General features: G+C 57.9%; 22 protein-coding genes. 11 read left to right on the top strand and 11 right to left on the bottom strand.

Annotated elements, in window-relative coordinates:
• Positions 1-73: 73 nt before the first annotated feature.
• Both mlc and AC3WOK_RS03855 read right to left on the bottom strand, forming a co-directional pair.
• Entirely contained in the window at positions 74-1,294 is a 1,221-nt protein-coding gene (gene mlc / locus AC3WOK_RS03860; protein WP_047348716.1) for a sugar metabolism global transcriptional regulator Mlc, read from the bottom strand.
• Positions 1,295-1,424: 130 nt separating this feature from the next.
• Positions 1,425-2,321, bottom strand: a complete 897-nt coding sequence (locus tag AC3WOK_RS03855) for a LysR family transcriptional regulator (RefSeq protein ID WP_063431555.1) — start codon at positions 2,319-2,321, stop codon at positions 1,425-1,427.
• Positions 2,322-2,442: 121 nt separating this feature from the next.
• On the opposite strand from AC3WOK_RS03855, the gene AC3WOK_RS03850 reads away from it, so the two are divergent.
• A complete protein-coding gene (locus AC3WOK_RS03850; protein ID WP_063431557.1) occupies positions 2,443-3,696 on the top strand; it encodes an MFS transporter in 1,254 nt (417 codons plus the stop codon).
• Positions 3,697-3,770: 74 nt separating this feature from the next.
• Here AC3WOK_RS03850 and AC3WOK_RS03845 read toward each other — a convergent pair whose 3' ends face one another.
• From AC3WOK_RS03845 to AC3WOK_RS03835, 3 genes are all read right to left on the bottom strand, one after another.
• The gene (locus AC3WOK_RS03845) at positions 3,771-5,162 is read right to left on the bottom strand and encodes an APC family permease (protein ID WP_059311276.1); all 1,392 of its coding nucleotides are present in this window, start codon (positions 5,160-5,162) and stop codon (positions 3,771-3,773) included.
• The gene (locus AC3WOK_RS03840) at positions 5,152-5,337 is read right to left on the bottom strand and encodes a YmjE family protein (protein WP_492354231.1); all 186 of its coding nucleotides are present in this window, start codon (positions 5,335-5,337) and stop codon (positions 5,152-5,154) included. The genes AC3WOK_RS03845 and AC3WOK_RS03840 overlap by 11 nt, the downstream gene beginning before the upstream one ends.
• Before the next feature lie 181 nt (positions 5,338-5,518).
• Positions 5,519-6,937, bottom strand: coding sequence for a glutamine synthetase family protein (locus tag AC3WOK_RS03835; RefSeq protein ID WP_492353977.1), 1,419 nt, complete (start codon positions 6,935-6,937; stop codon positions 5,519-5,521).
• A 213-nt stretch (positions 6,938-7,150) separates the two neighbouring features.
• Between AC3WOK_RS03835 and puuD the strand changes: the two genes are divergently transcribed.
• From puuD to AC3WOK_RS03790, 9 genes are all read left to right on the top strand, one after another.
• Positions 7,151-7,915, top strand: a complete 765-nt coding sequence (gene puuD / locus AC3WOK_RS03830; RefSeq protein ID WP_063956729.1) for a gamma-glutamyl-gamma-aminobutyrate hydrolase — start codon at positions 7,151-7,153, stop codon at positions 7,913-7,915.
• A gap of 25 nt (positions 7,916-7,940) precedes the next feature.
• A complete protein-coding gene (puuR, locus tag AC3WOK_RS03825) occupies positions 7,941-8,498 on the top strand; it encodes an HTH-type transcriptional regulator PuuR (RefSeq protein WP_047348722.1) in 558 nt (185 codons plus the stop codon).
• 157 nt (positions 8,499-8,655) lie between these two features.
• Complete coding sequence (puuC, locus tag AC3WOK_RS03820) at positions 8,656-10,149, top strand: aldehyde dehydrogenase PuuC (RefSeq protein ID WP_492353976.1); 1,494 nt, start codon at positions 8,656-8,658, stop codon at positions 10,147-10,149.
• A complete protein-coding gene (locus AC3WOK_RS03815; RefSeq protein ID WP_047348724.1) occupies positions 10,146-11,426 on the top strand; it encodes an NAD(P)/FAD-dependent oxidoreductase in 1,281 nt (426 codons plus the stop codon). Before puuC ends, AC3WOK_RS03815 begins: the two co-directional genes overlap by 4 nt.
• Positions 11,427-11,451: 25 nt before the next feature.
• Positions 11,452-12,723 carry a 4-aminobutyrate transaminase gene (gene puuE, locus AC3WOK_RS03810; protein WP_059311272.1) on the top strand — a complete coding sequence of 424 codons (1,272 nt, stop codon included), beginning with the start codon at positions 11,452-11,454 and terminating at the stop codon, positions 12,721-12,723.
• 150 nt (positions 12,724-12,873) lie between these two features.
• The gene (locus AC3WOK_RS03805; protein WP_063431570.1) at positions 12,874-14,361 is read left to right on the top strand and encodes a carboxypeptidase M32; all 1,488 of its coding nucleotides are present in this window, start codon (positions 12,874-12,876) and stop codon (positions 14,359-14,361) included.
• Positions 14,362-14,603: 242 nt separating this feature from the next.
• Positions 14,604-15,017, top strand: a complete 414-nt coding sequence (gene asr, locus AC3WOK_RS03800; protein WP_059311270.1) for an acid resistance repetitive basic protein Asr — start codon at positions 14,604-14,606, stop codon at positions 15,015-15,017.
• Positions 15,018-15,110: 93 nt separating this feature from the next.
• Entirely contained in the window at positions 15,111-15,194 is an 84-nt protein-coding gene (gene ydgU / locus AC3WOK_RS03795; protein ID WP_023617729.1) for a small membrane protein YdgU, read from the top strand.
• Positions 15,195-15,296: 102 nt separating this feature from the next.
• Positions 15,297-16,118, top strand: coding sequence for a trypsin-like serine peptidase (locus tag AC3WOK_RS03790; RefSeq protein ID WP_047348728.1), 822 nt, complete (start codon positions 15,297-15,299; stop codon positions 16,116-16,118).
• 1 nt (position 16,119) lies between these two features.
• Here AC3WOK_RS03790 and AC3WOK_RS03785 read toward each other — a convergent pair whose 3' ends face one another.
• From AC3WOK_RS03785 to AC3WOK_RS03770, 4 genes are all read right to left on the bottom strand, one after another.
• On the bottom strand, positions 16,120-18,282 hold the full coding sequence (locus AC3WOK_RS03785; RefSeq protein WP_492353975.1) for a bifunctional diguanylate cyclase/phosphodiesterase: 2,163 nt from the start codon (positions 18,280-18,282) through the stop codon (positions 16,120-16,122).
• A gap of 84 nt (positions 18,283-18,366) precedes the next feature.
• Positions 18,367-18,696, bottom strand: a complete 330-nt coding sequence (gene mdtI, locus AC3WOK_RS03780) for a multidrug/spermidine efflux SMR transporter subunit MdtI (RefSeq protein ID WP_059311268.1) — start codon at positions 18,694-18,696, stop codon at positions 18,367-18,369.
• Positions 18,683-19,045: a multidrug/spermidine efflux SMR transporter subunit MdtJ gene (gene mdtJ / locus AC3WOK_RS03775; RefSeq protein ID WP_492353974.1), complete on the bottom strand. Its 363-nt coding sequence runs from the start codon at positions 19,043-19,045 to the stop codon at positions 18,683-18,685. Before mdtJ ends, mdtI begins: the two co-directional genes overlap by 14 nt.
• 117 nt (positions 19,046-19,162) lie before the next feature.
• Positions 19,163-19,333, bottom strand: coding sequence for a protein YdgV (locus AC3WOK_RS03770; RefSeq protein WP_431732514.1), 171 nt, complete (start codon positions 19,331-19,333; stop codon positions 19,163-19,165).
• Positions 19,334-19,466: 133 nt separating this feature from the next.
• Here AC3WOK_RS03770 and AC3WOK_RS03765 point away from each other — a divergent pair, with 133 nt between their 5' ends.
• The gene (locus AC3WOK_RS03765) at positions 19,467-20,501 is read left to right on the top strand and encodes an AI-2E family transporter (RefSeq protein ID WP_059311266.1); all 1,035 of its coding nucleotides are present in this window, start codon (positions 19,467-19,469) and stop codon (positions 20,499-20,501) included.
• 3 nt (positions 20,502-20,504) lie between these two features.
• Here the strand turns inward: AC3WOK_RS03765 and AC3WOK_RS03760 are convergent, their stop codons facing one another.
• Positions 20,505-21,452 carry a zinc-dependent alcohol dehydrogenase family protein gene (locus AC3WOK_RS03760; RefSeq protein ID WP_492353973.1) on the bottom strand — a complete coding sequence of 316 codons (948 nt, stop codon included), beginning with the start codon at positions 21,450-21,452 and terminating at the stop codon, positions 20,505-20,507.
• Positions 21,453-21,480: 28 nt separating this feature from the next.
• Entirely contained in the window at positions 21,481-22,506 is a 1,026-nt protein-coding gene (locus AC3WOK_RS03755; RefSeq protein ID WP_047349067.1) for an LLM class flavin-dependent oxidoreductase, read from the bottom strand.
• Positions 22,507-22,528: the final 22 nt, after the last annotated feature.

The following is a 22,528-nucleotide window of genomic DNA, read 5'->3' as shown; positions in this document are numbered from 1 at the left end:
GGTGGAAGTCTACGGGATGCGTGCGCTACCCGGCTTGAGATAGCGCAATTTTTCTTACATCTGCGGAAAAGAGTTAACCCTGTAACAGGCGGATCAGCAGCGAGCCGTTATACATGGCGTCTTTGACCAGCGCCGCGCCGGCCATCGTGCCCTGGTTGGAAAACTGGGTGCTTTCTACCGCAATATTTTTGCTGTAGGCGGGCAGCGACTGCTGGTGAATGCAGGCCGAGATCGCCGGGAACAGGATCTCCGCCGCCTGGCTGAGCGGCGAGCCAATGAGGATTTTTTGCGGGTTAAAGAGGTTCACCATAATCGCCAGAATGCGGCCAACGTTATTCCCCACGCCGGTAATAATGTCCTTCGCCAGCAGATCGCCCTGGCGCGCGGCGGCGCAGAGTGAATCTACCGTTAGGGGTTGGCCGTGCAGCGACGAACTCATGGACTGGCCGAGCCGCACCTGCGCCAGTTCCAGCACGCTTTCCACGCTGGCAATGGTCTCCAGACAGCCGTGGTTCCCGCAGTAGCAGCGCTTGCCGTACGGGTCGACCTGGGTGTGTCCAATTTCCACCAGGCTGCTGCTTCCGGCGTGAAGAAGACGTCCGTCGGTGATCACGCCCGCCCCGACGTTATGGTCGATGACCACCTGAATCACATCCCGCGCGCCGCGGGAGGCGCCGAACAGCGCCTCCGCCATGGTCCAGGCGCTAATGTCGTGCTGAATATAGACCGGCACGCCGGTGTGGTTTTTCAGTACTTCGCCCAGCGGCATCTCTTTGACGTCTTCATAAAACGGCATGCGGTGAACAATGCCATTTTCGGTATCAATAATGCCCGGCATGGTGATGGCAATCGCGGTTAAGCGCTCAAGCCGCTGCTGGTGACGAATAAAGAAGTGATCGATGTGCGTGACAATCGCATCGAGAAGCGGTTCTTCCGCGTTGAGGGGCAGTTCAAGCCGGTCTTCCACCACCAGCTTGCTGCTGAGATCGCGCAGCGCGAGGAAGATCTCCCCCCGGCTGATGCGCAGCGACAGGTAGTGCCACGCTTCCGTCTCGACCACCAGCCCGACGGCCGGACGGCCGCGGCTGCCCGGCTCCTGAATTTCCGTTTCCTGAACCAGGTGCGCTTCCAGCATTTCGCGGACAATCTTGGTGATACTGGCGGGTGCCAGCTGTGCCAGGCGCGAAAGATCGATACGCGAAACCGGACCAAGCTGATCAATCAGGCGATACACCGCGCCAGCGTTGGTCTGCTTAATCTGATCGATATGCCCTGGCTGACTATCAGCAACCACCTCGTACTCCCTTATTTTCGAGCTTCGAAATAAACTGTGGGCTATGGTGAAGCACTTGCATGGCTGTCGTCAAATATTTACTTAGCCATGTGATTTACCGCACATTTTCGCTCACTTTTCCCTGGAAATATCACCCTAAAGAGGCGGTGATGAGCTGCTGTTTGAAGCGCTGCGCGGCATGGCTCTGTTCACGATGTTTTGACCAGACCAGCCACATCTCTGAAACGGCGTCCTCTTCGGCGATGGTCACCCAGCGCATTTCGCGCAATTGTACCCTTTTAAAGGAGGCCGGGAGAATAGACACCCCCAGCCCGGCGGCGACCAGGCCAATAATGGTCATCGCTTCCCCGACTTCCTGGGTAATGACCGGCGCAAGGTCGTAGCGGCGCATCAGCCCCAGAATATCGTCGTACAGCCCCGTCCCGACCTGCGGGTCAAAAAAGACGAACGGCTCTTTTGCCAGCTCTGCCAGCGACACCGACGGACGCGACGCCAGCGGATGATCGCGCGGGATCATGGCCATCAGCGGCTCGCGCAGAATGACCTGCCACGCCAGCGTATCCGGCAGTTGGGTATTACGCATCAGCCCCAGATCCAGCGAACCTTCGTTCAGAGGCGCGATCTGCTCGCGGGTATTGATTTCGCGCGTCTGAATGTGAACATCCGGGAAATGGCGACGAAATGACGAAAGGGTCTCCGAGACGGCGCTGATAAACGGCGCGGACGAGGTAAACCCGATTCGCAGTTCTCCCGCTTCCCCGAGATACAGCCGTTCTGCCCGGGCGGCGGCATCCTCGACCATGCTCAGGATTTGTCGGCTGTCGACGAGAAACTGCTTTCCCGCCGCCGTCAGGCTCACGCTGCGGTTGGTGCGGGCCAGAAGACGCGCCCCGACCTGCTGTTCCAGGATCTGAATCTGCTGGCTTAACGGTGGCTGAGAGATGTTCAGCCGTGCCGCCGCGCGGCCAAAATGCAGCTCTTCGGCGACGGCGACAAAGTAGCGGAGATGACGCAGCTCGATATTCATATTTTTAAAGTATCATTTGAGATTATTAATATATTAGACAGAATATTTACATTTTCCTACCCTGAAGAGGTGGTCATACCCGTCACCAGAAATCACGGGGATGTTTAAGCAAGGAAACTGTGTGAGTCGTACAACTTCCATTGATATCGATCCGGCCAGCGACATCAATGATTTACCCGCCGCATCGCAGCCGGTTCAGTTTATTAAACGTGGTACCCCCCAATTTATGCGCGTTACGCTGGCGCTTTTTTCCGCCGGTCTGGCGACCTTCGCCCTGCTCTATTGCGTTCAGCCGATCCTGCCCGTGCTTTCGCACGAGTTTGGCGTATCGCCTGCCAGCAGCAGCATTTCACTCTCGATTTCTACCGGTATGCTGGCGGTTGGCCTGCTCTTTACCGGCCCGCTTTCCGACGCCATTGGCCGCAAGCAGGTGATGGTGACGGCTCTGATGCTGGCCTCGGTCTGTACGCTACTCTCGACCATGATGACCAGCTGGCACGGCATTCTGGTGATGCGCGCGCTGATTGGGCTATCGCTCAGCGGCGTGGCGGCGGTCGGGATGACTTACCTTAGCGAGGAGATCCACCCGAGCTTTGTTGCCTTCTCGATGGGGCTTTACATCAGCGGGAATTCGATCGGCGGGATGAGCGGACGCCTGCTGAGCGGGGTGTTCACGGACTTCTTTAACTGGCGTATTGCGCTGGCCGCGATCGGGTGTTTTGCGCTGGCATCAGCCCTGATGTTCTGGAAAATTCTGCCGGAGTCGCGTCATTTCCGTCCTACCTCCCTGCGCCCGAAAACGCTGTTTATCAACTTCCGCCTGCACTGGCGCGACAAGGGGCTGCCGCGCCTGTTCCTGGCAGGCTTCCTGCTGATGGGCTCTTTCGTTACGCTGTTTAACTATATTGGCTATCGCCTGATGCTCTCTCCGTGGCACCTGAGCCAGGCGGTGGTCGGCCTGCTTTCCGTGGCGTACCTGACCGGCACCTGGAGCTCGCCGAAGGCCGGGGCGATGACCGCACGCTATGGGCGCGGCCCGGTCATGCTGTTCTTCACGGCGATGATGCTGCTCGGCCTGCTGCTGACGCTCTTCTCCTCCCTGTGGCTGATTTTTGCCGGCATGCTGCTCTTCTCCGCGGGGTTCTTCGCCGCCCACTCGGTCGCCAGCAGCTGGATTGGCCCGCGCGCGCGTCGCGCCAAAGGCCAGGCATCGTCGCTGTATCTGTTTAGCTATTATCTGGGTTCTAGCATCGCCGGGACGCTAGGCGGCGTGTTCTGGCATAGCTACGGCTGGAACGGCGTGGGCGGGTTTATCGCGCTGATGCTCTGTGCCGCACTGCTGGTGGGAGCAAGTCTTCATAAACGTCTGAGATAATAAGCCTGCGGGCTGATGCCCGGTTAGACGAGCAATGAGAAAAACGGCACCAGCGTACTGGTGCCGTTTCACGTTCAGGAATCCCAGGCCTGCTCTATCTTAGCGGCTTCAAACTGCGGAGGCGGTTTGCGGAAACGGCGCGTCAGCCATGTCAGGTAAAGGATCCCCAGTGCCGCCCAGATGAGGCCAAGCGTCAGGGACGTCGCTTCGAGGTTTATCCACAGCACGCCGACCGTTACGGCACCAATGAGCGGCAGCAGGAGATAGTGGAACCGATCTTTCCACGTTTTGTTCAGCCCCTTGCGCCGCCAGAAATGGTTGTACACCGAGAGATTAACAAACGTAAACGCCACCAGCGCCCCGAAGTTGATCAGCGCCGTCGCGGTCACGAGATCGAAGTACAGGGCCGACAGCGCCACTATCCCTACCATAATGACGTTCAGGGCCGGAGTACGCCATTTCGGATGCACGTAGCCAAACACCCGCTCCGGAAAGACGTTGTCACGCCCCATCACATACAACAAGCGTGAAACGCTGGCGTGCGAAGCCAGGCCTGAAGCGAGCGTATTCACGAACGTGGTACACAGAAACACCGACTGGAAGAGCTTGCCGCCCACGTACAGCGCAATTTCCGGCAGCGCGGCGTCCGGGTTCTTGAAGCGCGCGATCGTCGGGAAAAAGAGCTGCATGAAAAACGAGGCGATGATGAATATCAGCCCGCCATACAGTGCGGTCAGGAAAATAGCTTTGGGAATCACCCGCGCCGCGTTTGGCGTCTCTTCCGACAGCGTAGTAACCGCGTCAAAGCCGAGGAAAGAGAAGCAGACGATAGTCGCGCCGGTAATAATAGGGATCAGGTGTGCGTTCTCGCTGATAAACGGCTGGAGCGACCAGACGGTACCAACGCCTTCTCCCTTGTGCAGGCCATGCACCACGAGTATGACAAACACCACCATGATGGCGACCTGTACCAGCACAAACAGGGTGTTAAAGTTGGCGACCAAATTAACGCTCTTCAGGTTCGCCAGCGTCAGGATCGTCACAAACCCCACCACCCAGACCCACGGCGGCACTTCAGGGAACAGCGCGGAGAGGTAGATCTTCGCCAGCAGCACGTTGATCATCGGCAGGAAGAGATAGTCCAGCAGCGACGACCAGCCGACCATAAAGCCCAGGTGGGGTCCGATCGATTTCTGCGTGTAGGTGTATGCAGAGCCCGCTTCCGGGAACTGTCGTACTAATTTACCGTAGCTGATGGCGGTAAACATGACGCCAGCCAGCGCCAGGAGATACGAGGCGGGCACGTGACCATTGCTGATGCCGGACACAATGCCGAAGGTATCAAACACGGTCATAGGGGTGAGGTAAGCCAGCCCCATCATGACCACCTGCCAGAGCTTGAGGGAGCTGCGCAGCCGGGTTCTTCCGGCCATGCCCGGCGAGTCAAGAGAGGTATTAGTCGCCATATACCGTCCCCCCCATGCTTACCGTGGTTTGCAATCGCGTTGACCTTAACGCAAACCTGCTTAGCAAAGGGGGAAGTTGTAAAGAACACACGCCACCGTACCAGCGCACCGTCTCTGGCTCACACTCACAGCAGGAGCCTGACTGGCCCCCTTCGCCCTGCGGATAGTTGAACATCTGCATCATTTCCTACCTCGTCACACAGTGTCGTTAAGAAAATCCCTGTGCCGCCTGCGCTCCATAACGCGACTCCCGGGAGATAGCTGGCGTGCCAGCGAACAGTTAGGCCAGGCTCCGCGCAGGCCGTTTGGTGATACATATGCGATGAAACAAAGCGGCCCCTTACCGGGGCACGTCATCAGGCGTTTTTCAGCATCCACTCAATTTCAGTTTCGGTAATCAGGCGTTCAAACTGCAGCAGTTCATCATTCTTGCAGGCGTGATAGACTTGGCAGAAACGTTCGCCCAGCCGCTCTCGAAGACTATCGTTTTGCATAAATTCCCACAGCGCATCGCTCTGACGAATCGGGAAAGGCAGCCCGTCCTGCTCCAGACCATTGCCTTCCACTTCTTCCTGCAGGGGTAAATCGTTATCCAGCCCATGTAAGATGCCGGCAAAAATCGCCGCCATCACCAGATACGGGTTCGCGTCTGCTCCCGCCACCCGGTACTCGACCCGGTGGTTATGGCGATCGCCGCAAGGGATACGTAGGGCAACCGTGCGATTATTGTGTCCCCATGACGCCTGCGTCGGCACGTACATTCCCGGCTGGAAACGGCGGTAGGAGTTGACATTCGGCGCCAGCAGCGCCATGGACGCCGGCATCAGGTCGATCATCCCGGCCAGCGCGCGCTTCAGCAGCGCGGAATCCTCGCCGCTGGCGTCTGCAAGCACGTTTTCGCCTCTGTTGTTCTGCATGCTGATGTGGATATGCATCCCGCTGCCCGCATGCTCTTCATACGGCTTTGCCATAAACGTGGCGTGCATCTTATGTTTTTCCGCCATCTGTCTGACGAGTCTTTTCAGCGCCAGCGCATCATCGCAGGCATCGAGCACGTTTTCCGTATGGTGCAGGTTAATCTCAAACTGGCCCGGGGAGGCCTCAGCCACTGCCCCGTCGGCGGGGATCAGCTGCAGCTGCGCCAGTTCGTCAATGTCATTCAGCACGTCAGCAAAGTGGTTCAGGTTATCAACCGAGTAGACCTGACTCTGCGTGTTACGCACGTCGGTGCCCGGCGCGCAGGGTGGCTGCAGATAACCCTCGGCATCGCGTTTACGGTCAAGCAAATAGAACTCCAGCTCTACCGCTACCACGGGGAACAGACCGCGCTGGCGCAGCTGCTGCCAGAGTCGGTTGAGTACGTTCCGCGGCTCAACGTCAAAGGGAGCGCCATCTTCATCGACCATGGTGAGCTGCACCTGACCAATGTACTCCGGGTCGGCGGCGGACGGCGTCAGGGTGCCCGGCACCGGTACGCAGATACAGTCCGGCTCGCCGAGCTCCTGCCCCAGCCCCGCCTCTTCCACGACGTTACCCAAAATGTCCATGGCGAAAACCGAAGCCGGGAAATAGCAGCCTTTTTCAAGCTTGCTCAGTCCGGCAACCGGGATGCGTTTGCCGCGAAAACAGCCGTTCAGGTCGGTCAGGAGGACATCAATAAACTGGGTGTCAGGATACTTTTCTAAATAGCGCTTCACTTCCTGCGTAAAGGCGCTGCCCCGCCTCTCATCCGTGTGCTGCACAAAGTTCTCAACTTCTACGATATTGGTTTCCATGATTTACCACCGTTTTTGGATTTGCGTTCGCTGCTCTGGACTGTCAAATATAATGTCCACCCTATCGAATCTGTATGCAAACAAATTGTTTGTCAAATGTTAAATTAAGTTTGCAAAAGGCAGATCCCGTTGCTAGATTGAGAAAATATTGAACGAAAAGGCCGTTTAACAGGCGATAATGGCCTAAATTTAGTCCACTTTGTGAGGGCGATCATGGAAAATATAATGAACAAGCCAGTTATTGGCGTGGTGATGTGTAGAAACAGGCTTAAGGGTCATGAGACCCAGACTCTGCAAGAAAAGTACCTGAACGCCATTATTAACGCGGGGGGCTTACCTATTGCCTTACCGCATGCGCTGGCAGAGCCAGAGCTCATTACCGCTCTGCTGCCAATCCTGGACGGGATTTACCTGCCGGGCAGCCCTAGTAATGTGCAGCCGCACCTGTATGGTGAAAACGGCGATGAGCCTAACGCCGATCCCGGGCGAGATCTTCTGAGCATGGCGCTGATTGCCGCCGCGCTCGAAAGGCGCATCCCCATTTTCGCCATCTGCAGGGGGCTGCAGGAACTGGTTGTTGCAACGGGAGGGACGCTGTATCGTCGCCTGTTCGAGCAGAACGACCTGCTTGAGCACCGGGAAGATCCTGAACTGCCGGTTGAGCTACAATACGCCCCGTCTCATGAGGTTCAGGTTCAGGAGGGAGGACTGCTGTCTCAATTAATACCAGGCTGTAACACATTTTGGGTAAACTCGTTACACGGGCAAGGTGCACGAACGTTAGGACCACGGCTCCGCGTGGAGGCCCGCTCAACGGACGGGCTGGTCGAAGCGGTCAGCGTTCATGACCACCCTTTCGCCCTCGGCGTGCAATGGCACCCCGAATGGAACAGCAGCGAGTACGCCCTGTCACGTATGTTGTTTGAAGGTTTTATCACCGCCTGTCAAAGCCACATTGCCGAGAAGCAACGGCTTTGACCACTACCGTAAAGGAAATGCAACTATGAGCGATGACGGACTGGCGCCAGGGAAACGTCTGTCTGAGATCCGCCAGCAGCTGGGTCTCTCGCAGCGGCGTGCCGCCGAACTGTCTGGGTTAACACACAGTGCCATCAGCACCATTGAACAGGACAAAGTCAGTCCTGCCATCAGTACGCTGCAAAAGCTGCTGAAAGTCTATGGGCTGTCGCTCTCGGAATTCTTTTCGGAACCGGAAAAACCTGATGAACCGCAGGTGGTTATTAATCAGGACGACCTTATCGAAATAGGCAGTCAGGGGGTTTCGATGAAGCTGGTTCATAACGGAAATCCGAACCGTACGCTGGCGATGATTTTTGAAACTTACCAGCCTGGAACCACGACCGGAGAGAGGATCAAACACCAGGGTGAGGAGATCGGTACGATACTGGAAGGTGAAATAGTGCTGACCATTAATGGCCAGCCTTATCACCTGGTTGCGGGGCAGAGCTATGCCATCAATACCGGCATACCGCACAGCTTCAGCAACACCTCGGCAGGCATCTGCCGCATTATCAGTGCCCACACCCCCACCACGTTCTAATTACCACTCGGTCCCGGCGTAAGCGCGCTTACGCCGGGACAAATAAAAACGATCAATGTCGGCATTTTACGGGTTAATTCCCGGGATGCCCCACGGCTTCGTATTGCCTGAAACGGCCATGCCTTTATTTATCTGATTGCGAAAGAAAGGAGTGAATATGCATTTTCAGCACCTGACTTACTGGCAGGATAAAGCAAAAAACAGCGCCATTGAGACCCGGTTATTTATTAACGGCGCCTATTGTGACGCCGCCGATAATGCCACGTTTGAAACCGTCAACCCCGCTACCCAGCAGCCCCTGGCGAACGTGGCCCGGGGCAAGCAGGCGGACGTGGACCGCGCGGTTCAGGCCGCGCGTGAGGTATTTGAGCGCGGTGACTGGTCGCAGGCGTCTCCGGCGCAGCGCAAGGCCGTGCTAAATAAGCTCGCCGATTTAATGGAACGCCACGTCGAAGAGCTGGCCTTACTGGAAACGCTGGACACCGGTAAACCCATCCGCCACAGCCTGCGCGACGATATTCCCGGCGCGGCGCGCGCCATTCGCTGGTACGCCGAAGCGGCGGATAAAGTCTACGGCGAAGTGGCGCCTACGGGTCCGGGCGAGCTGGCGATGATCGTGCGCGAGCCGATCGGGGTTGTCGCGGCCATCGTCCCCTGGAACTTCCCGCTGCTGCTGGCCTGCTGGAAGCTGGGCCCGGCGCTGATCGCGGGCAATAGCGTAGTATTGAAACCGTCGGAGAAATCGCCCCTCACCGCCCTGCGGCTGGCCGGGCTGGCGAAAGAGGCGGGCCTGCCGGACGGCGTGCTGAATGTGATAAGCGGTTACGGCCACGAAGCGGGCCAGGCGCTGGCGCTGCATCCGGAGGTGGAAGTGCTGACGTTTACCGGCTCTACCCGCACCGGCAAGCAGCTGTTGAAGGACGCGGGAGAAAGCAACATGAAGCGCGTCTGGCTGGAGGCAGGCGGCAAGAGCGCCAACATTATCTTTGCCGACTGTCCGGATCTGGACAAGGCCGTAAGCGCGACCGCCGCCGGGATTTTTTATAACCAGGGGCAAGTCTGTATCGCCGGCACCCGCCTGCTGCTCGAAGACAGCATCGCCGACGACTTCCTGGCAAGGCTGAAGGCGCAGGCCCGCCACTGGCAGCCCGGCGATCCGCTCGACCCTGACAGCACGATGGGAATGCTCATCGACGCCGCGCACGCCGATACCGTCCACACGTTTATTCGCGAGGGAACCCGGAAAGGTACGCTGCTGCTGGACGGGCGGGAACAACCATGGCCTTCCGCAGTCGGCCCAACCGTTTTTGTCGACATCGACCCTGCCTCCCCGCTGTGCCGGGAAGAGATTTTCGGGCCGGTGCTGGTCGTCACCCGTTTTAAAACCGAAGAGGAAGCCTTAACGCTGGCCAACGACAGTGAATATGGGCTTGGCGCGGCGGTATGGACCCGCGACCTCTCCCGCGCGCACCGCATGAGCCGCCGCCTGAAGGCAGGCTCGGTCTTCGTCAATAACTATAACGACGGTGATATGACCGTACCCTTTGGCGGCTATAAGCAGAGCGGCAACGGTCGCGATAAGTCCCTGCACGCGCTGGAAAAATTTACTGAACTGAAAACCATCTGGATTGCCCTGGAGCCTCAATCATGACCGAACATACCACCAGCTACTACGCGGCCAGCGCGAACGCTTACGAACCTTTCCCGACGCTTAACGAGTCCATCAGCTGTGACGTGTGCGTGGTGGGCGGCGGCTATACCGGCCTCTCCTCCGCGCTGCATCTCGCCGAAATGGGCTACGACGTGGTGCTCCTTGAAGGGGCGCGCATCGGCTTCGGCGCCAGCGGACGCAACGGCGGCCAGCTGGTTAACTCCTACAGCCGCGATATCGACGTGATTGAGAAGAACTACGGGCCCGATGCCGCCAGAGTCCTCGGGAGCATGATGTTTGAAGGCGGGGAAATCATCCGGGAGCGTATCCAGCGCTATCAGATCCAGTGCGACTATCGTCCCGGCGGGCTGTTTGTGGCGTTAAACCATAAGCAGCTGGAGACGCTGGAGGAGCAAAAAGCCAACTGGGAACGCTACGGCAACACGCAGCTGGAGCTGCTGGACGCCAGCGCCATCCGCCGGGAAGTCGACAGCGAACGCTATACCGGCGCGCTGCTGGACCGCAGCGGGGGGCATATTCACCCGCTGAACCTGGCGATCGGCGAAGCGGACGCCATACGCCTGAACGGCGGGCGGGTGTATGAACAGTCCCCGGTGACCGCCATTCAGCACACCAGCCCGGCCGTGGTGAGCACGCAGCATGGCCAGGTGACGGCCCGCTACGTGATCGTCGCCGGGAATGCCTATCTGGGCGACAAGATAGAACCGGACCTGGCAAAACGCAGCATGCCCTGCGGCACCCAGGTGGTGACCACCGCCCCGCTGCCGGAAGAGGTAGCCCGCACGCTGATCCCCAATAACTACTGCGTGGAAGATTGTAACTACCTGCTGGATTACTACCGTCTCACCGCCGACAACCGCCTGCTGTACGGCGGTGGCGTAGTCTACGGCGCGCGCGATCCGGACGACGTCGAGCGCATGGTGATGCCAAAGCTGCTGAAAACCTTCCCTCAGCTGGCAGGCGTCAAAATCGACTACCGCTGGACGGGCAACTTCCTGCTGACCCTGTCGCGCATGCCGCAGTTTGGTCGTCTGGATAAAAACATCTATTACATGCAGGGCTACAGCGGCCACGGCGTGACCTGCACCCACCTGGCCGGACGGCTGATCTCGGAACTGTTGCGCGGTGACGCTGAGCGCTTTGATGCGTTTGCCAACCTCCCGCACTACCCCTTCCCGGGCGGTCGCAGCCTGCGGATTCCATTCACGGCGATGGGCGCGGCGTATTACAGCCTGCGCGATCGTCTTGGCGTTTGATCGTTTCGATAAAAGGGTATCTGACATGAGTAACCAGGAATTTCATCAGCGCAGACTTTCTGCCACCCCGCGCGGCGTAGGCGTAATGTGTGATTTCTTTGCCCGCACGGCGGAGAATGCCACGCTTACCGACGTGGAAGGCAACGACTATATCGATTTCGCCGCCGGGATCGCGGTACTGAATACCGGCCATCGTCATCCTGAACTGGTGGCCGCAGTGGAAAAACAGCTTCACCAGTTCACCCACACGGCCTACCAGATTGTGCCGTATGAAAGCTACGTTTCATTAGCCGAGAAACTTAACGAGCTGGCCCCGGTGCAGAGCCCGGCCAAAACGGCGTTCTTCACCACGGGCGCGGAAGCGGTGGAAAATGCCATTAAAATCGCCCGGGCCCACACCGGCAGACCGGGCGTGATTGCCTTCGGGGGAGGTTTTCACGGCCGAACCTATATGACCATGGCGTTAACCGGCAAGGTCGCGCCCTATAAGCTGGGATTTGGCCCCTTCCCGGGGTCGGTTTATCACGTGCCCTATCCCTCCGAGCTGCACGGCATCACGACGCAGGATGCCGTCACGGCGATAGAACGCCTGTTCAAAGCGGATATTGAGGCGAAACAGGTGGCGGCGATTATTTTTGAACCCATTCAGGGCGAAGGCGGATTCAACGTCGCCCCGCCAGAGCTGGTGGCCGCCATCCGCCGCATCTGTGACGAGCACGGGATCGTGATGATTGCCGACGAAGTGCAGAGCGGTTTCGCCCGTACGGGCAAACTGTTTGCCATGGAACACTACGCGGACAAGCCTGATCTGATGACGATGGCTAAAAGCCTGGCAGGCGGAATGCCGCTGTCCGGCGTGGTAGGCCGCGCCGGGATCATGGACGCGCCGGCTCCCGGCGGTCTGGGGGGGACCTATGCAGGCAACCCGCTGGCGGTGGCCGCCGCGCACGCGGTGCTGAAAATTATCGACAACGAGTCACTGTGCACGCGCGCCTGTCATCTGGGCGATCGGCTGAAAGCCACGCTGGAGGAGATTCAGGGCACCTTCCCTGCGCTCGTGGCGATAAGGGGGAGAGGATCGATGATTGCGGCGGAGTTTTTTGATCCCGAGAGCCGTGAACCTTCGGCCGCCATCGCGCAGGCGATCCAGCAAAAGGCGCTCGCCCAGGGCCTGCTGCTGTTGATCTGCGGCCAGTACGGCAACGTGATCCGCTTCCTTTATCCGCTGACCATTCCGGATGCCCAGTTCACTCAGGCGCTGGCGATCCTGCAACAGGTTATGCGCGATAAGGCCTAAGCGCCCACCGAAAACCGTCTGCCGGAATGCCGGCGACGGTTTCAACGGTGGAGGTCTGCATAGATTTCCTCCGCGTGGGAAATGTTGGGGAATTTGCTCTGTTTCATTGTATGCTCCCTGAAACACATCCCTGGCAAGAGGAAATAAGAATTGCAAAAAACATCCGCCTATCAGTCACTTGTGAAAACCTTCCAGCGCCTCTCCCGCTTCTCGCACCTCTCCTCCATCGCCAGCTGGGACATGTTCACCATGATGCCGCCCGGCGGCAGCGCCGCGCGCGGTGAGGCGCTGGCGGAGATGAGCGTCCTGCAGCACCAGATCCTGACCGATAAGAAAGTGGGCGACCTGCTGGCTGCGGCGGCAGGTGAAGAACTCAATGATGTCGAACAGGCCAACCTGCGCGAAATGACGCGTCACTACCAGCAGGCCTCGCTGCTGCCGGAATCGCTGGTAGAAGCCAAATCCCTGGCGGGCAGCAGGTGTGAGCACGCCTGGCGCACGCAGCGCCCCGCCAACGACTGGCAGGGTTTTTCCGCCAACCTGAAAGAGGTGGTCAAACTCAGCCGCGAAGAGGCTCGCCTGCGGGCCGAAGCCAAAGGCTGTACGCCGTACGACGCGCTGCTGGATATTTTTGAGCCCGACATGACCAGCGCCCGTCTGGACGTTCTGTTCGGCGATATGAAATCCTGGCTGCCGGACCTGCTGGCAAACGTGGTGGAAAAACAGGCTCAGCGGTCGTTCGTTCCGCCGCAGGGCCCCTTCCCGACCGCGACGCAGCGCGAACTGGGCCTGGAAGCCATGAAGATGCTCGGCTTCGATTTTAACGGCGGTCGACTGGACGTGAGTGCGCACCCGTTCTGCGGCGGCGTACCGGAGGACGTGCGCATCACCACGCGCTATGACGAGGATGAACTGCTCAGCGCGCTGTTTGGCGTGATCCACGAAACCGGGCACGCGCGCTACGAACAAAACCTGCCGCGCGCGTGGGCAGGACAGCCGATTGCCCTGGCCCGCTCAACCGCGATCCACGAATCCCAGAGCCTGTTCTTTGAGATGCAGCTGGGACGCAGTGAAGCCTTCCTCAAGCATCTTCTCCCTGCGGTACACGCCCGCTTTGGCAGCCAGGCGGCGTTCAGCGAAGAGAACTTTATTGCCTGGAACCAGCGCGTGAAGCCGGGCTATATCCGCGTCGATGCGGACGAAGTGAGCTACCCGGCACACGTGGTGCTGCGCTATGAGATTGAGCGGGCGCTGATCAACGGCGAGATTGAGGTGGACGATATTCCCGCCCTGTGGGATGAGAAAATGCAGGCGTGGCTCGGATTATCCACCAAAGACAACTACCGCAACGGCTGTATGCAGGATATCCACTGGACCGACGGCGGTTTTGGTTACTTCCCGTCGTATACGCTGGGCGCCATGTATGCCGCGCAGCTGTTCCACGCCGCCAGCACCGCGCTGCCGGGGCTTCAGGCCTCCATCGCCGAGGGCGATTTTTCCGCCCTCTTCGACTGGCTGCGTCAGAACATCTGGCAGCACGGCAGCCGCTTTACCACGTCGCAGTTAATTACCCAGGCGACGGGTGAAGATCTGAATATCCGCTACTTCCGCGAACATCTGACCTCCCGTTATTTGTAATCTGTTTGGCCGGGGGTGAGGGACCTCCAGTAAAAGAGCCGTATGTTCCCCCTCACCCCCCCCTCTCCCTCAAGGGAGAGGGGTCGTCAGTGCAGGTATTATTTTCTGAGTAACCCCGGCAATGTACATATGGTTACACGCCGATACCAATCACTCACGGAAACCTCGAATTTACAGGGATATAGTTATTTCAACGGCCCCGCAGTGGGGTTAAATGAAAAACCAAATTCGAGGGTATGAGAATGAATAAAGTATTAGCTCTGGTTGTTGCCGCTGCTATGGGTCTGTCTTCTGCTGCATTTGCTGCTGACACTACCGCAACTGCTGCACCGGCTGCCGCGCCTGCTGCAACCACCACCGCTGCGCCAGCAAAAGCGGTTCATCATAAGAAACATCACAAAGCTGCAGCGAAAAAAGAAGCCGCTGCACCAGCAACCGCAGCGCCAACCGAGCAAAAAGCGCAGGCTGCAAAAAAGCACCACAAAAAAGCCGCTAAACCGGCTGTAGAGCAGAAAGCGCAGGCTGCTAAAAAGCACCACAAACACAAAAAAGCGACCAAACCAGCTGTAGAACAGAAAGCTCAGGCTGCTAAAAAGCATCACAAAAAAGCAGTAAAACACGAAGCTGCTAAACCAGCTGCACAGCCAGCTGCGTAAGAGTACAAGCTTAACCGTGCCCTTCGGGGCACGTTGGTAAACCGGCGCTGAACCGGAACAGGTTCCGCGCCGTTTTTTTTATCCGGAGGGCGTATGCTGCGACGCTATCGGTTTGAGCTGATTCTGATCCTGCTTATTTTATGCGCGCTCATCGCCAGCCGTTTTTATCTTTCCTGATTGTAGCACGCTGATTTTACTCCCACTTTCGCGCTGTCCCGTCTATAGTATTTTCATAGGGTTCACTTTTAATAATCATAATTACCCCCACCAGAGTGTGATATGCGTAAATCTGTTGTGTTGTTACTGGGAACGTTTGGTCTTTTTTCTGGATTTTCACATGCGGATGATGGCGGTGATGACACCATTAGCGCGAAAGAGCTAAAGACGCTTTTTTTCGGTCATGACGATCGCACGCGCGTCACCGATCCTACCCAGGCGCCCTGGGACGCTATAGGCCAACTGGAAACCGCCAGCGGTAACTTATGTACTGCAACGTTAATTACCCCGCAGCTTGCCCTGACGGCAGGCCACTGTCTGTTAACTCCGCCAAACGGCAAGCCGGATAAAGCGGTTGCCTTACGTTTTGTTTCGCAAAAAGGCCTCTGGCGCTATGAAATCCACGGCATTGAAGGCCGGGTTGATCCGTCTCTTGGCAAACGCCTGAAACCGGACGGTGACGGCTGGATCGTGCCGCCGGGGGCCGCCTCATGGGATTTTGGCCTGATCGTTTTGCGCTACCCGCCTTCAGGCATTACCCCGCTGCCGTTATTTGACGGCGACAAAGCCGCGCTCACCGCCGCGCTGAAAGCCGCCGACCGCAAGGTGACGCAATCGGGCTATCCTGTCGACCATCTGGATACGCTTTACACCCACACTGACTGTATTGTGACGGGCTGGGCGCAAACCAGCGTGCTTTCGCATCAGTGCGATACGCTGCCGGGTGACAGTGGTTCACCGCTGATGCTGAAAACGGATAATGGCTGGCAGCTGATTGGCGTTCAGAGCTCTGCCCCGGCGGCAAAAGACCGATGGCGCGCAGATAACCGGGCCCTGTCCGTGACCGGTTTCCGCGACAAGCTTGAAGCGCTGGCGCAACAGTAAATCAGCACCTTCTGACCTGATGTAACGCCCTGATTGACTCAATCGGCATCGGCTGGCTGAACCAAAAACCCTGCAGTTGATCGCAGCCAGCCAGCCGCAGCAGCTTCATTTGCTTCTCGGTTTCGACCCCTTCTGCCACCACCGCCATGCCCAGCGCATTGGCGATACGCACCGTGCCGCTCACCAGCGCCGCCGCCTGCTCGTCGTTGTCCACCAGCCCGGCCAGCGATTTATCGATCTTGATGGTGTCGAAGTTAAAACGCCGCAAATACCCAATGCTTGAATAGCCGGTACCAAAGTCATCCAGCGCCACCGCGGTGCCCAACGCTTTGAGATTGGCTATCGCCATGCGGGCACGCTCCGGGTTTTCCAGCACATAGGACTCCGTGACCTCAAGCTGCAGCCGGTTGGCCGGGAAACGGGTGGTTTCCAGCACGCTTGCCACTTTTTCTTCAAAGGCGGGATCGCGAAATTGTGCGGGAGAAATATTCACCGAGAGCTTTAAGTCACCGTACGGCTGCAGATCCTGACAGGCCCGCTGCAAAACAAACTGGCCCAGTTTGTAAATCAGACCGCTGGTCTCCGCAATGGCGATAAAGGCATCCGGGCCAAGCGGCCCGTCCGGACGACGCGGCCAACGTACCAGCGCCTCGACGCTGCTCATTTTCTGGCTGCGGGCGTCAATAATGGGCTGATACCAGACCTCAAACTCATCGCGCTCCAGGCCGAGGCGGATCTGGTTTTCAATCGCCAGCTTGCGCTCCCGGGCGCTGTTCAGCTCCGCGTCGTAGTGGGTGATACGCCCTTTCCCGCTCATTTTTGAGTGATACATGGCAATATCGGCGCGGCGAAACAGCTCGGAGCTGGTGCACTCAATCAGGGTGCCGCTGGCGATTCCGATGCTGGCGCCAATATGGATGGTGCGTTCCCCCAGTTGAACTGGGGTGTTGAGATAATCCAGCACCGATGCGGCAAACGCGGTGGCCTGTGCCTCAGCCTTGTCACCGCCGATGGTCATGGCAAACTCATCCCCGCCCATTCGCGCCAGCATTCCGCCCGGCGGCACGCGTTCATTCAGCGTTTTCGCAATCGCCACGATGAGATCGTCACCCACGCTGTGACCGTAGATGTCATTCACGTCCTTAAAGCCATCCAGATCGATAAACACCACGCTTTTGACGTCGATATCACCGCGTAAACTCACCCGGTCCAGCGCCTCGATGAGCGCACGTCGGTTCGGCAGATGGCTCAGCCAGTCCGTTCTTGCAACCAGACGCGCCTGGCTTTCTCCGCGCGCAAGCTTGTACAGCCCCACGCTGCTCACCAGAATGAAAAGCAGGATCAGCCCCGATGCCAGCACCACAATCTGCCGGATGTCAGAAGAGGCCGCCCGGGCGGCTTGCGCACCCGGAAGCCGAGCCTGCCAGTTCAGATAGCCGACTAACTCCCCCGCCGCACTGCGCAGCGGCATGCTGCGATCGTTGATTTTGCCTGGGGAATAGCTGAGGTTATCGATCTGAAAGGTCGCTCCCAGGTCGGATAATATTTTGGCGTTCAGATGCCGGGTAATCACCAGATAGCGGCGCGTTCCGTCGGTCACCTGTAAACTTCCGACCATCGGGCGAATCAGCCCTATTCCGACAAAGGCGACACCGTGGCGCGTCTGGCTGATCCCCGAATAGATATTTTTTTCACCGGAGAGCGCTCGCCTGTGCTGGTCGATAAGCGCTTCGAGACCCTTGCCAAAGAAGTCGAGGTTTTTCTCGTAGAAGCGCTGGCTTTGAAACGAGCCCCAGATGACCCTGAAATGTTCATCAAGCACAAAGGTCCCGTCATAGAGATTGTTGATTTTAAAGCCGGCACCCCAGGTGTTATACAACCAGTCGGTATCCAGCGCGGGACGGTAGGCCTCCCGCACCGCATCGTCCCAGACGGCGTTATCAAGCACCAGAGAGGAGACGCGGTTAACCGAGGTTTGAATGGCCCCGTGCACGGAAAGCGCCGAGCGGTGTTCATCAATTTCGTTGGTTTTGGTGCTGATAAGATGCAGAGAGAGATAAAGCAGTGCGACGATGGAAATAATTAAGCCGATCCCCGCCATGAAGACCATGGCAAACAACGTTCTCGCATTGGGAATATTGCGCCAGCTTAATGTGCGATACATCAGCCATCCTCTTCACTGTTTTGCTTTTCTAAGCGTAATACAGGCAGCGAATTTCGCTGCCTGTAAATCATAGCGAGAGGTCTGTCAGGCGAGTTTTATCATGATCATGCCGGCAAGCAGCAGCATGAGGCCGATCCAGCCCTTGTTATTTAAACGCTGACCGAAGAGTACCCAGCCTGCGGCCAGCGTGGCGGCGATACCAAAACCGCCCCACAATGCATAGGCCACCGACAGGTCGATCCCTTTTACCGCCTGGGACAGGGCGCTGAACGCCCCCAGCACCGCGGCAATCGACAGCAGGCCGTATACTTTACGGCGAAAACCATCGGAGAATTTCAACAGGACGTTCGCCAGGATTTCCAGCACGATGGCAAGCCCCAGCCAGGCCGCATGAACCCACTCAAACTGTTGCATGGTTCTGCTCCTTCGGCTGTTTAGTCGGTTTACGGGTACCCGATTTAATCAGCACAATACCCGCCACCAGCGTCGTTAAGCCGGCGATCTTCATCGTTGTTAATGTTTCGTCAAATATCAGCACGCTGAACAGCGTAATCAACAAAATACCGATCCCTTCCCACAGGGCATACGCGACGCCCAGCGCGATTTTCTTCACCGCAAACGAGAGGAAAATATAGGAAAGTGAAATCATCACCAGCATTAAAATAAAACCGGTGTTGCCATCGCTGATGCTGGCCCATTTCATCGACAGCGTGCCGGTAATTTCAGCGATAATCGCCAGGGCTAATAAAATCCAGTAAAACATGATTTTCTCCTGCTTGAGAATATAATCCATCGTGGCCCGCTGCGTGCAGCAAACCAAAAAATACGAATTGAAATCAGATAGCTAAGCGCTTAGCGCCAGCTCAGGCAGAAGATATGACTATAGTGCGGTGCGCCAGTGTTGCTCACCAGAAAGCAGGAAGAAGGAGGTGGAAAATACAGCGGTTTTGTTTGAAGCGTACGTCCTGAACAGATTGTCCATAAAATTACAATTATCCGCGTTGTTGCTTCTCGTCTTTGCGGATGAAAATTGTCCTCGGTAGTTAAACACACCAAATTTGTACCATAAGCTAAGATTTTACTCAAAGTCTTTGCAATTCTTTACCCACCTCGTTTGATTTTGGTTAGTTTATTGCAGCGCCTTTCACCTTTATTATAAATATAAAGAAAATTTCGGAGTCACCATGGCTAAACCCATCATTACCCTGAACGGGTTAAAAATTGTCATCATGCTGGGCATGCTGGTGATCATACTGACAGGCGTTCGCTTTGCCGCCGACATTATTGTGCCCTTTATTCTGGCGCTGTTTATTGCAGTGATCCTGAATCCGCTGGTACAGCGCATGACGCGCCTGCGCATTCCGCGCGTGCTGGCGATCACGCTGCTCATCAGCATCATTATTGTGGCGATGGTGTTGCTGGTGGCGTATCTCGGAACCTCGCTGAACGAGCTGGCGCGCACGCTGCCGAAATACCGCTCTTCGCTGGCGATACCGCTGCTGCAGCTTGAACCCTGGCTGCAGCGCGCGGGTATCGAAGTCTCGGTTGAGGAGCTGCTGAAATATATCGACCCGAATGCGGCCATGACTATCGTCACCAGCCTGCTGGCGCAGCTTTCCAATGCCATGACGTCTATTTTTCTGCTGTTTTTAACGGTGGTATTCATGCTGCTCGAGGTGCCTCAGCTGCCGGCAAAGCTGCAGCAGATCATGGTCCGTCCGGTTGAGGGGATGGGGGCGATCCAGCGCGCCCTGGACAGCGTCTCCCGCTATCTGGTGCTGAAAACGGCCATTAGCCTGGTCACGGGCGGGGTCGTCTGGGTCATGCTACTGGCGCTGGACGTTCGTTTTGCCTTCGTCTGGGGATTGCTGGCGTTTGCGCTTAACTATATTCCCAACATCGGGTCCGTGCTGGCGGCGATCCCCCCTATCCTTCAGGTGCTGGTTTTCAGCGGACTTTATGACGCGCTGATTCTGCTGGCCGGCTATCTGGTCATCAATCTGGTGTTCGGTAATATTCTTGAGCCACGGATGATGGGCCGGGGGCTGGGACTCTCCACGCTGGTGGTCTTTTTGTCCCTGATATTCTGGGGCTGGCTGCTCGGCCCCGTAGGGATGCTGCTCTCCGTTCCGCTGACCATCATCGTCAAGATTGCCCTGGAACAGACGGCGGGCGGGCAAAGTATCGCCGTGCTGCTGAGCGATATGAGCCATCAATAGCGGTCAGTCCGTCATCGACAGGAGGGGCTTGCAGGTCCTTCCGCCTTCGCGCCAGGCACCGATCGCTCTCTGCCATTCCGCCAGTGGGTACACCGTAACGTCGCTGTACTGGCTGGCGGGCAAGCGAAGCCAGATGCGATCGAACTCCGCGCGCCACGCCTCCGCGCTGAGCGCATCCAGGCCGTTACGGATATGGAACCACGCCACGCGCGGCACGGGCCGTTGCTGTCTGAAGGGTTGACCGCTCAGCAGCCCGTAGCAGACAAACATGCCCTGCTCGGGCATCACGCTGAAGATCGCTTCCGCAAGCGGCCCGCCGGTGGCATCGTAGACGAGGTCGCTACGCGCGGCGATGGAGCCGATCCTCTGTGCGTCATGCTGCGCGACAGGAATAATACCCATCGCCTCCAGCCTTTGCGCATGAACGGCGGAGCGGTGAATTCCGTACACCGCTTCCGCCCCCGCCTGACGCGCCCACTGCCCCAGCAGGATGGCGCAGTCAGAACCGGCAGCCGTGAGCAGAACCCGCTTTCCCCGAGGCGGGTAGCGGGTGAGCATCATCTGCGCCGCCAGCGGGTTGATATAGGCCCGCGCGGCCAGACGTGCGTCGATAGCGTCCGGAACGGGAATGGCATACTCTGCCGGGCAGTCAACATAGCGCTGCCAGGTGCCCTGTCCGCGCAGCGGCAGAACGCGTTTACCCAGCAGATAATCAAACGGCGCGGGTGCCTGGATGACAACGCCGACACCTTCATACCCCGCTACCGCCGGTAGCGGAGTTCGGTGGCGATAGGCGCCGGTAATGGGGATAAGATCGGACGCGTTTACCGGAGAAAACAGCATCCGCACGCGGAGATGACCCGGCGCAAGCGCGCCCGGCGGCGCGGCTTCAGGTTGCAGAACTGATTCTGGCTCGCCAAAGCGGCGATACCACAGGGCCAGGTTTTCCATAACGATCTCACGGCTGATAGCGAAACGACTACTCGCGCCAGCCCATTGCCGGTGCGACATGCTTGAGAATGGACTCAATCACGTGCGCATTATAATCCACACCCAGCTGGTTCGGCACGGTCAGCAAGAGCGTATCAGCCTCGGCAATCGCCTCGTCCTTTTTCAGCTGCTCAACAAGCTTGTCCGGCTCTGCCGCATAGCTGCGCCCGAAAATGGCGCGCGTTTTCTCATCCAGGTAACCCACGCTATCGCTGTCGTTGCGGCTGGCGCCGAAGTACATCCGGTCGCGGTCGTCCATCAGCGCAAAAATGCTGCGGCTAACCGACACCCGCGGCTCGCGCGCGTGCCCCGCGTCTTTCCAGGCCTGACGGTACGCGCGGATCTGTTTTGCCTGCTGAATATGGAACGGCTCACCGGTTTCATCGTCTTTCAGCGTTGAGCTTTGCAGATTCATTCCCAGTTTTGCCGCCCATACCGCCGTCGCGTTTGAACCGGCGCCCCACCAGATGCGCTCGCGCAGCCCTTCTGAATAAGGCTCCAGGCGCAGCAGCCCCGGCGGATTCGGAAACATCGGCTGCGGGTTCGGTTTGGCAAACCCTTCACCGCGCAGCACTTCAAGCAGCACCTCGGTATGACGGCGCGCCATATCCGACTCGTTTTCCCCTTCCTGAGGGACATAGCCGAAATGACGCCAGCCATCAATAACCTGCTCCGGAGAGCCCCGGCTGATGCCAAGCTGCAAACGCCCGCCGGAAATCAGGTCCGCCGCGCCCGCATCCTCGGCCATGTACATCGGGTTTTCATAGCGCATATCAATCACGCCCGTCCCGATTTCGATGGTTTTCGTTTTTGCGCCAATGGCGGCCAGCAGAGGGAACGGCGAGCTAAGCTGTCGGGCGAAGTGGTGCACGCGGAAATACGCGCCGTCTGCCCCCAACTCTTCAGCCGCCACGGCTAAATCGATGGACTGCAGCAGCGTGTCGGCCGCCGAGCGCGTGCCGGACTGCGGCGAGGGCGTCCAGTGACCAAAGGATAAAAACCCGATCTTTTTCATAACCATATGTCCCGATAATGCT

This window comes from Enterobacter sp. FW301-JW81 (genome assembly GCF_058788735.1).
This window is presented reverse-complemented; position numbering and strand designations above follow the sequence as displayed.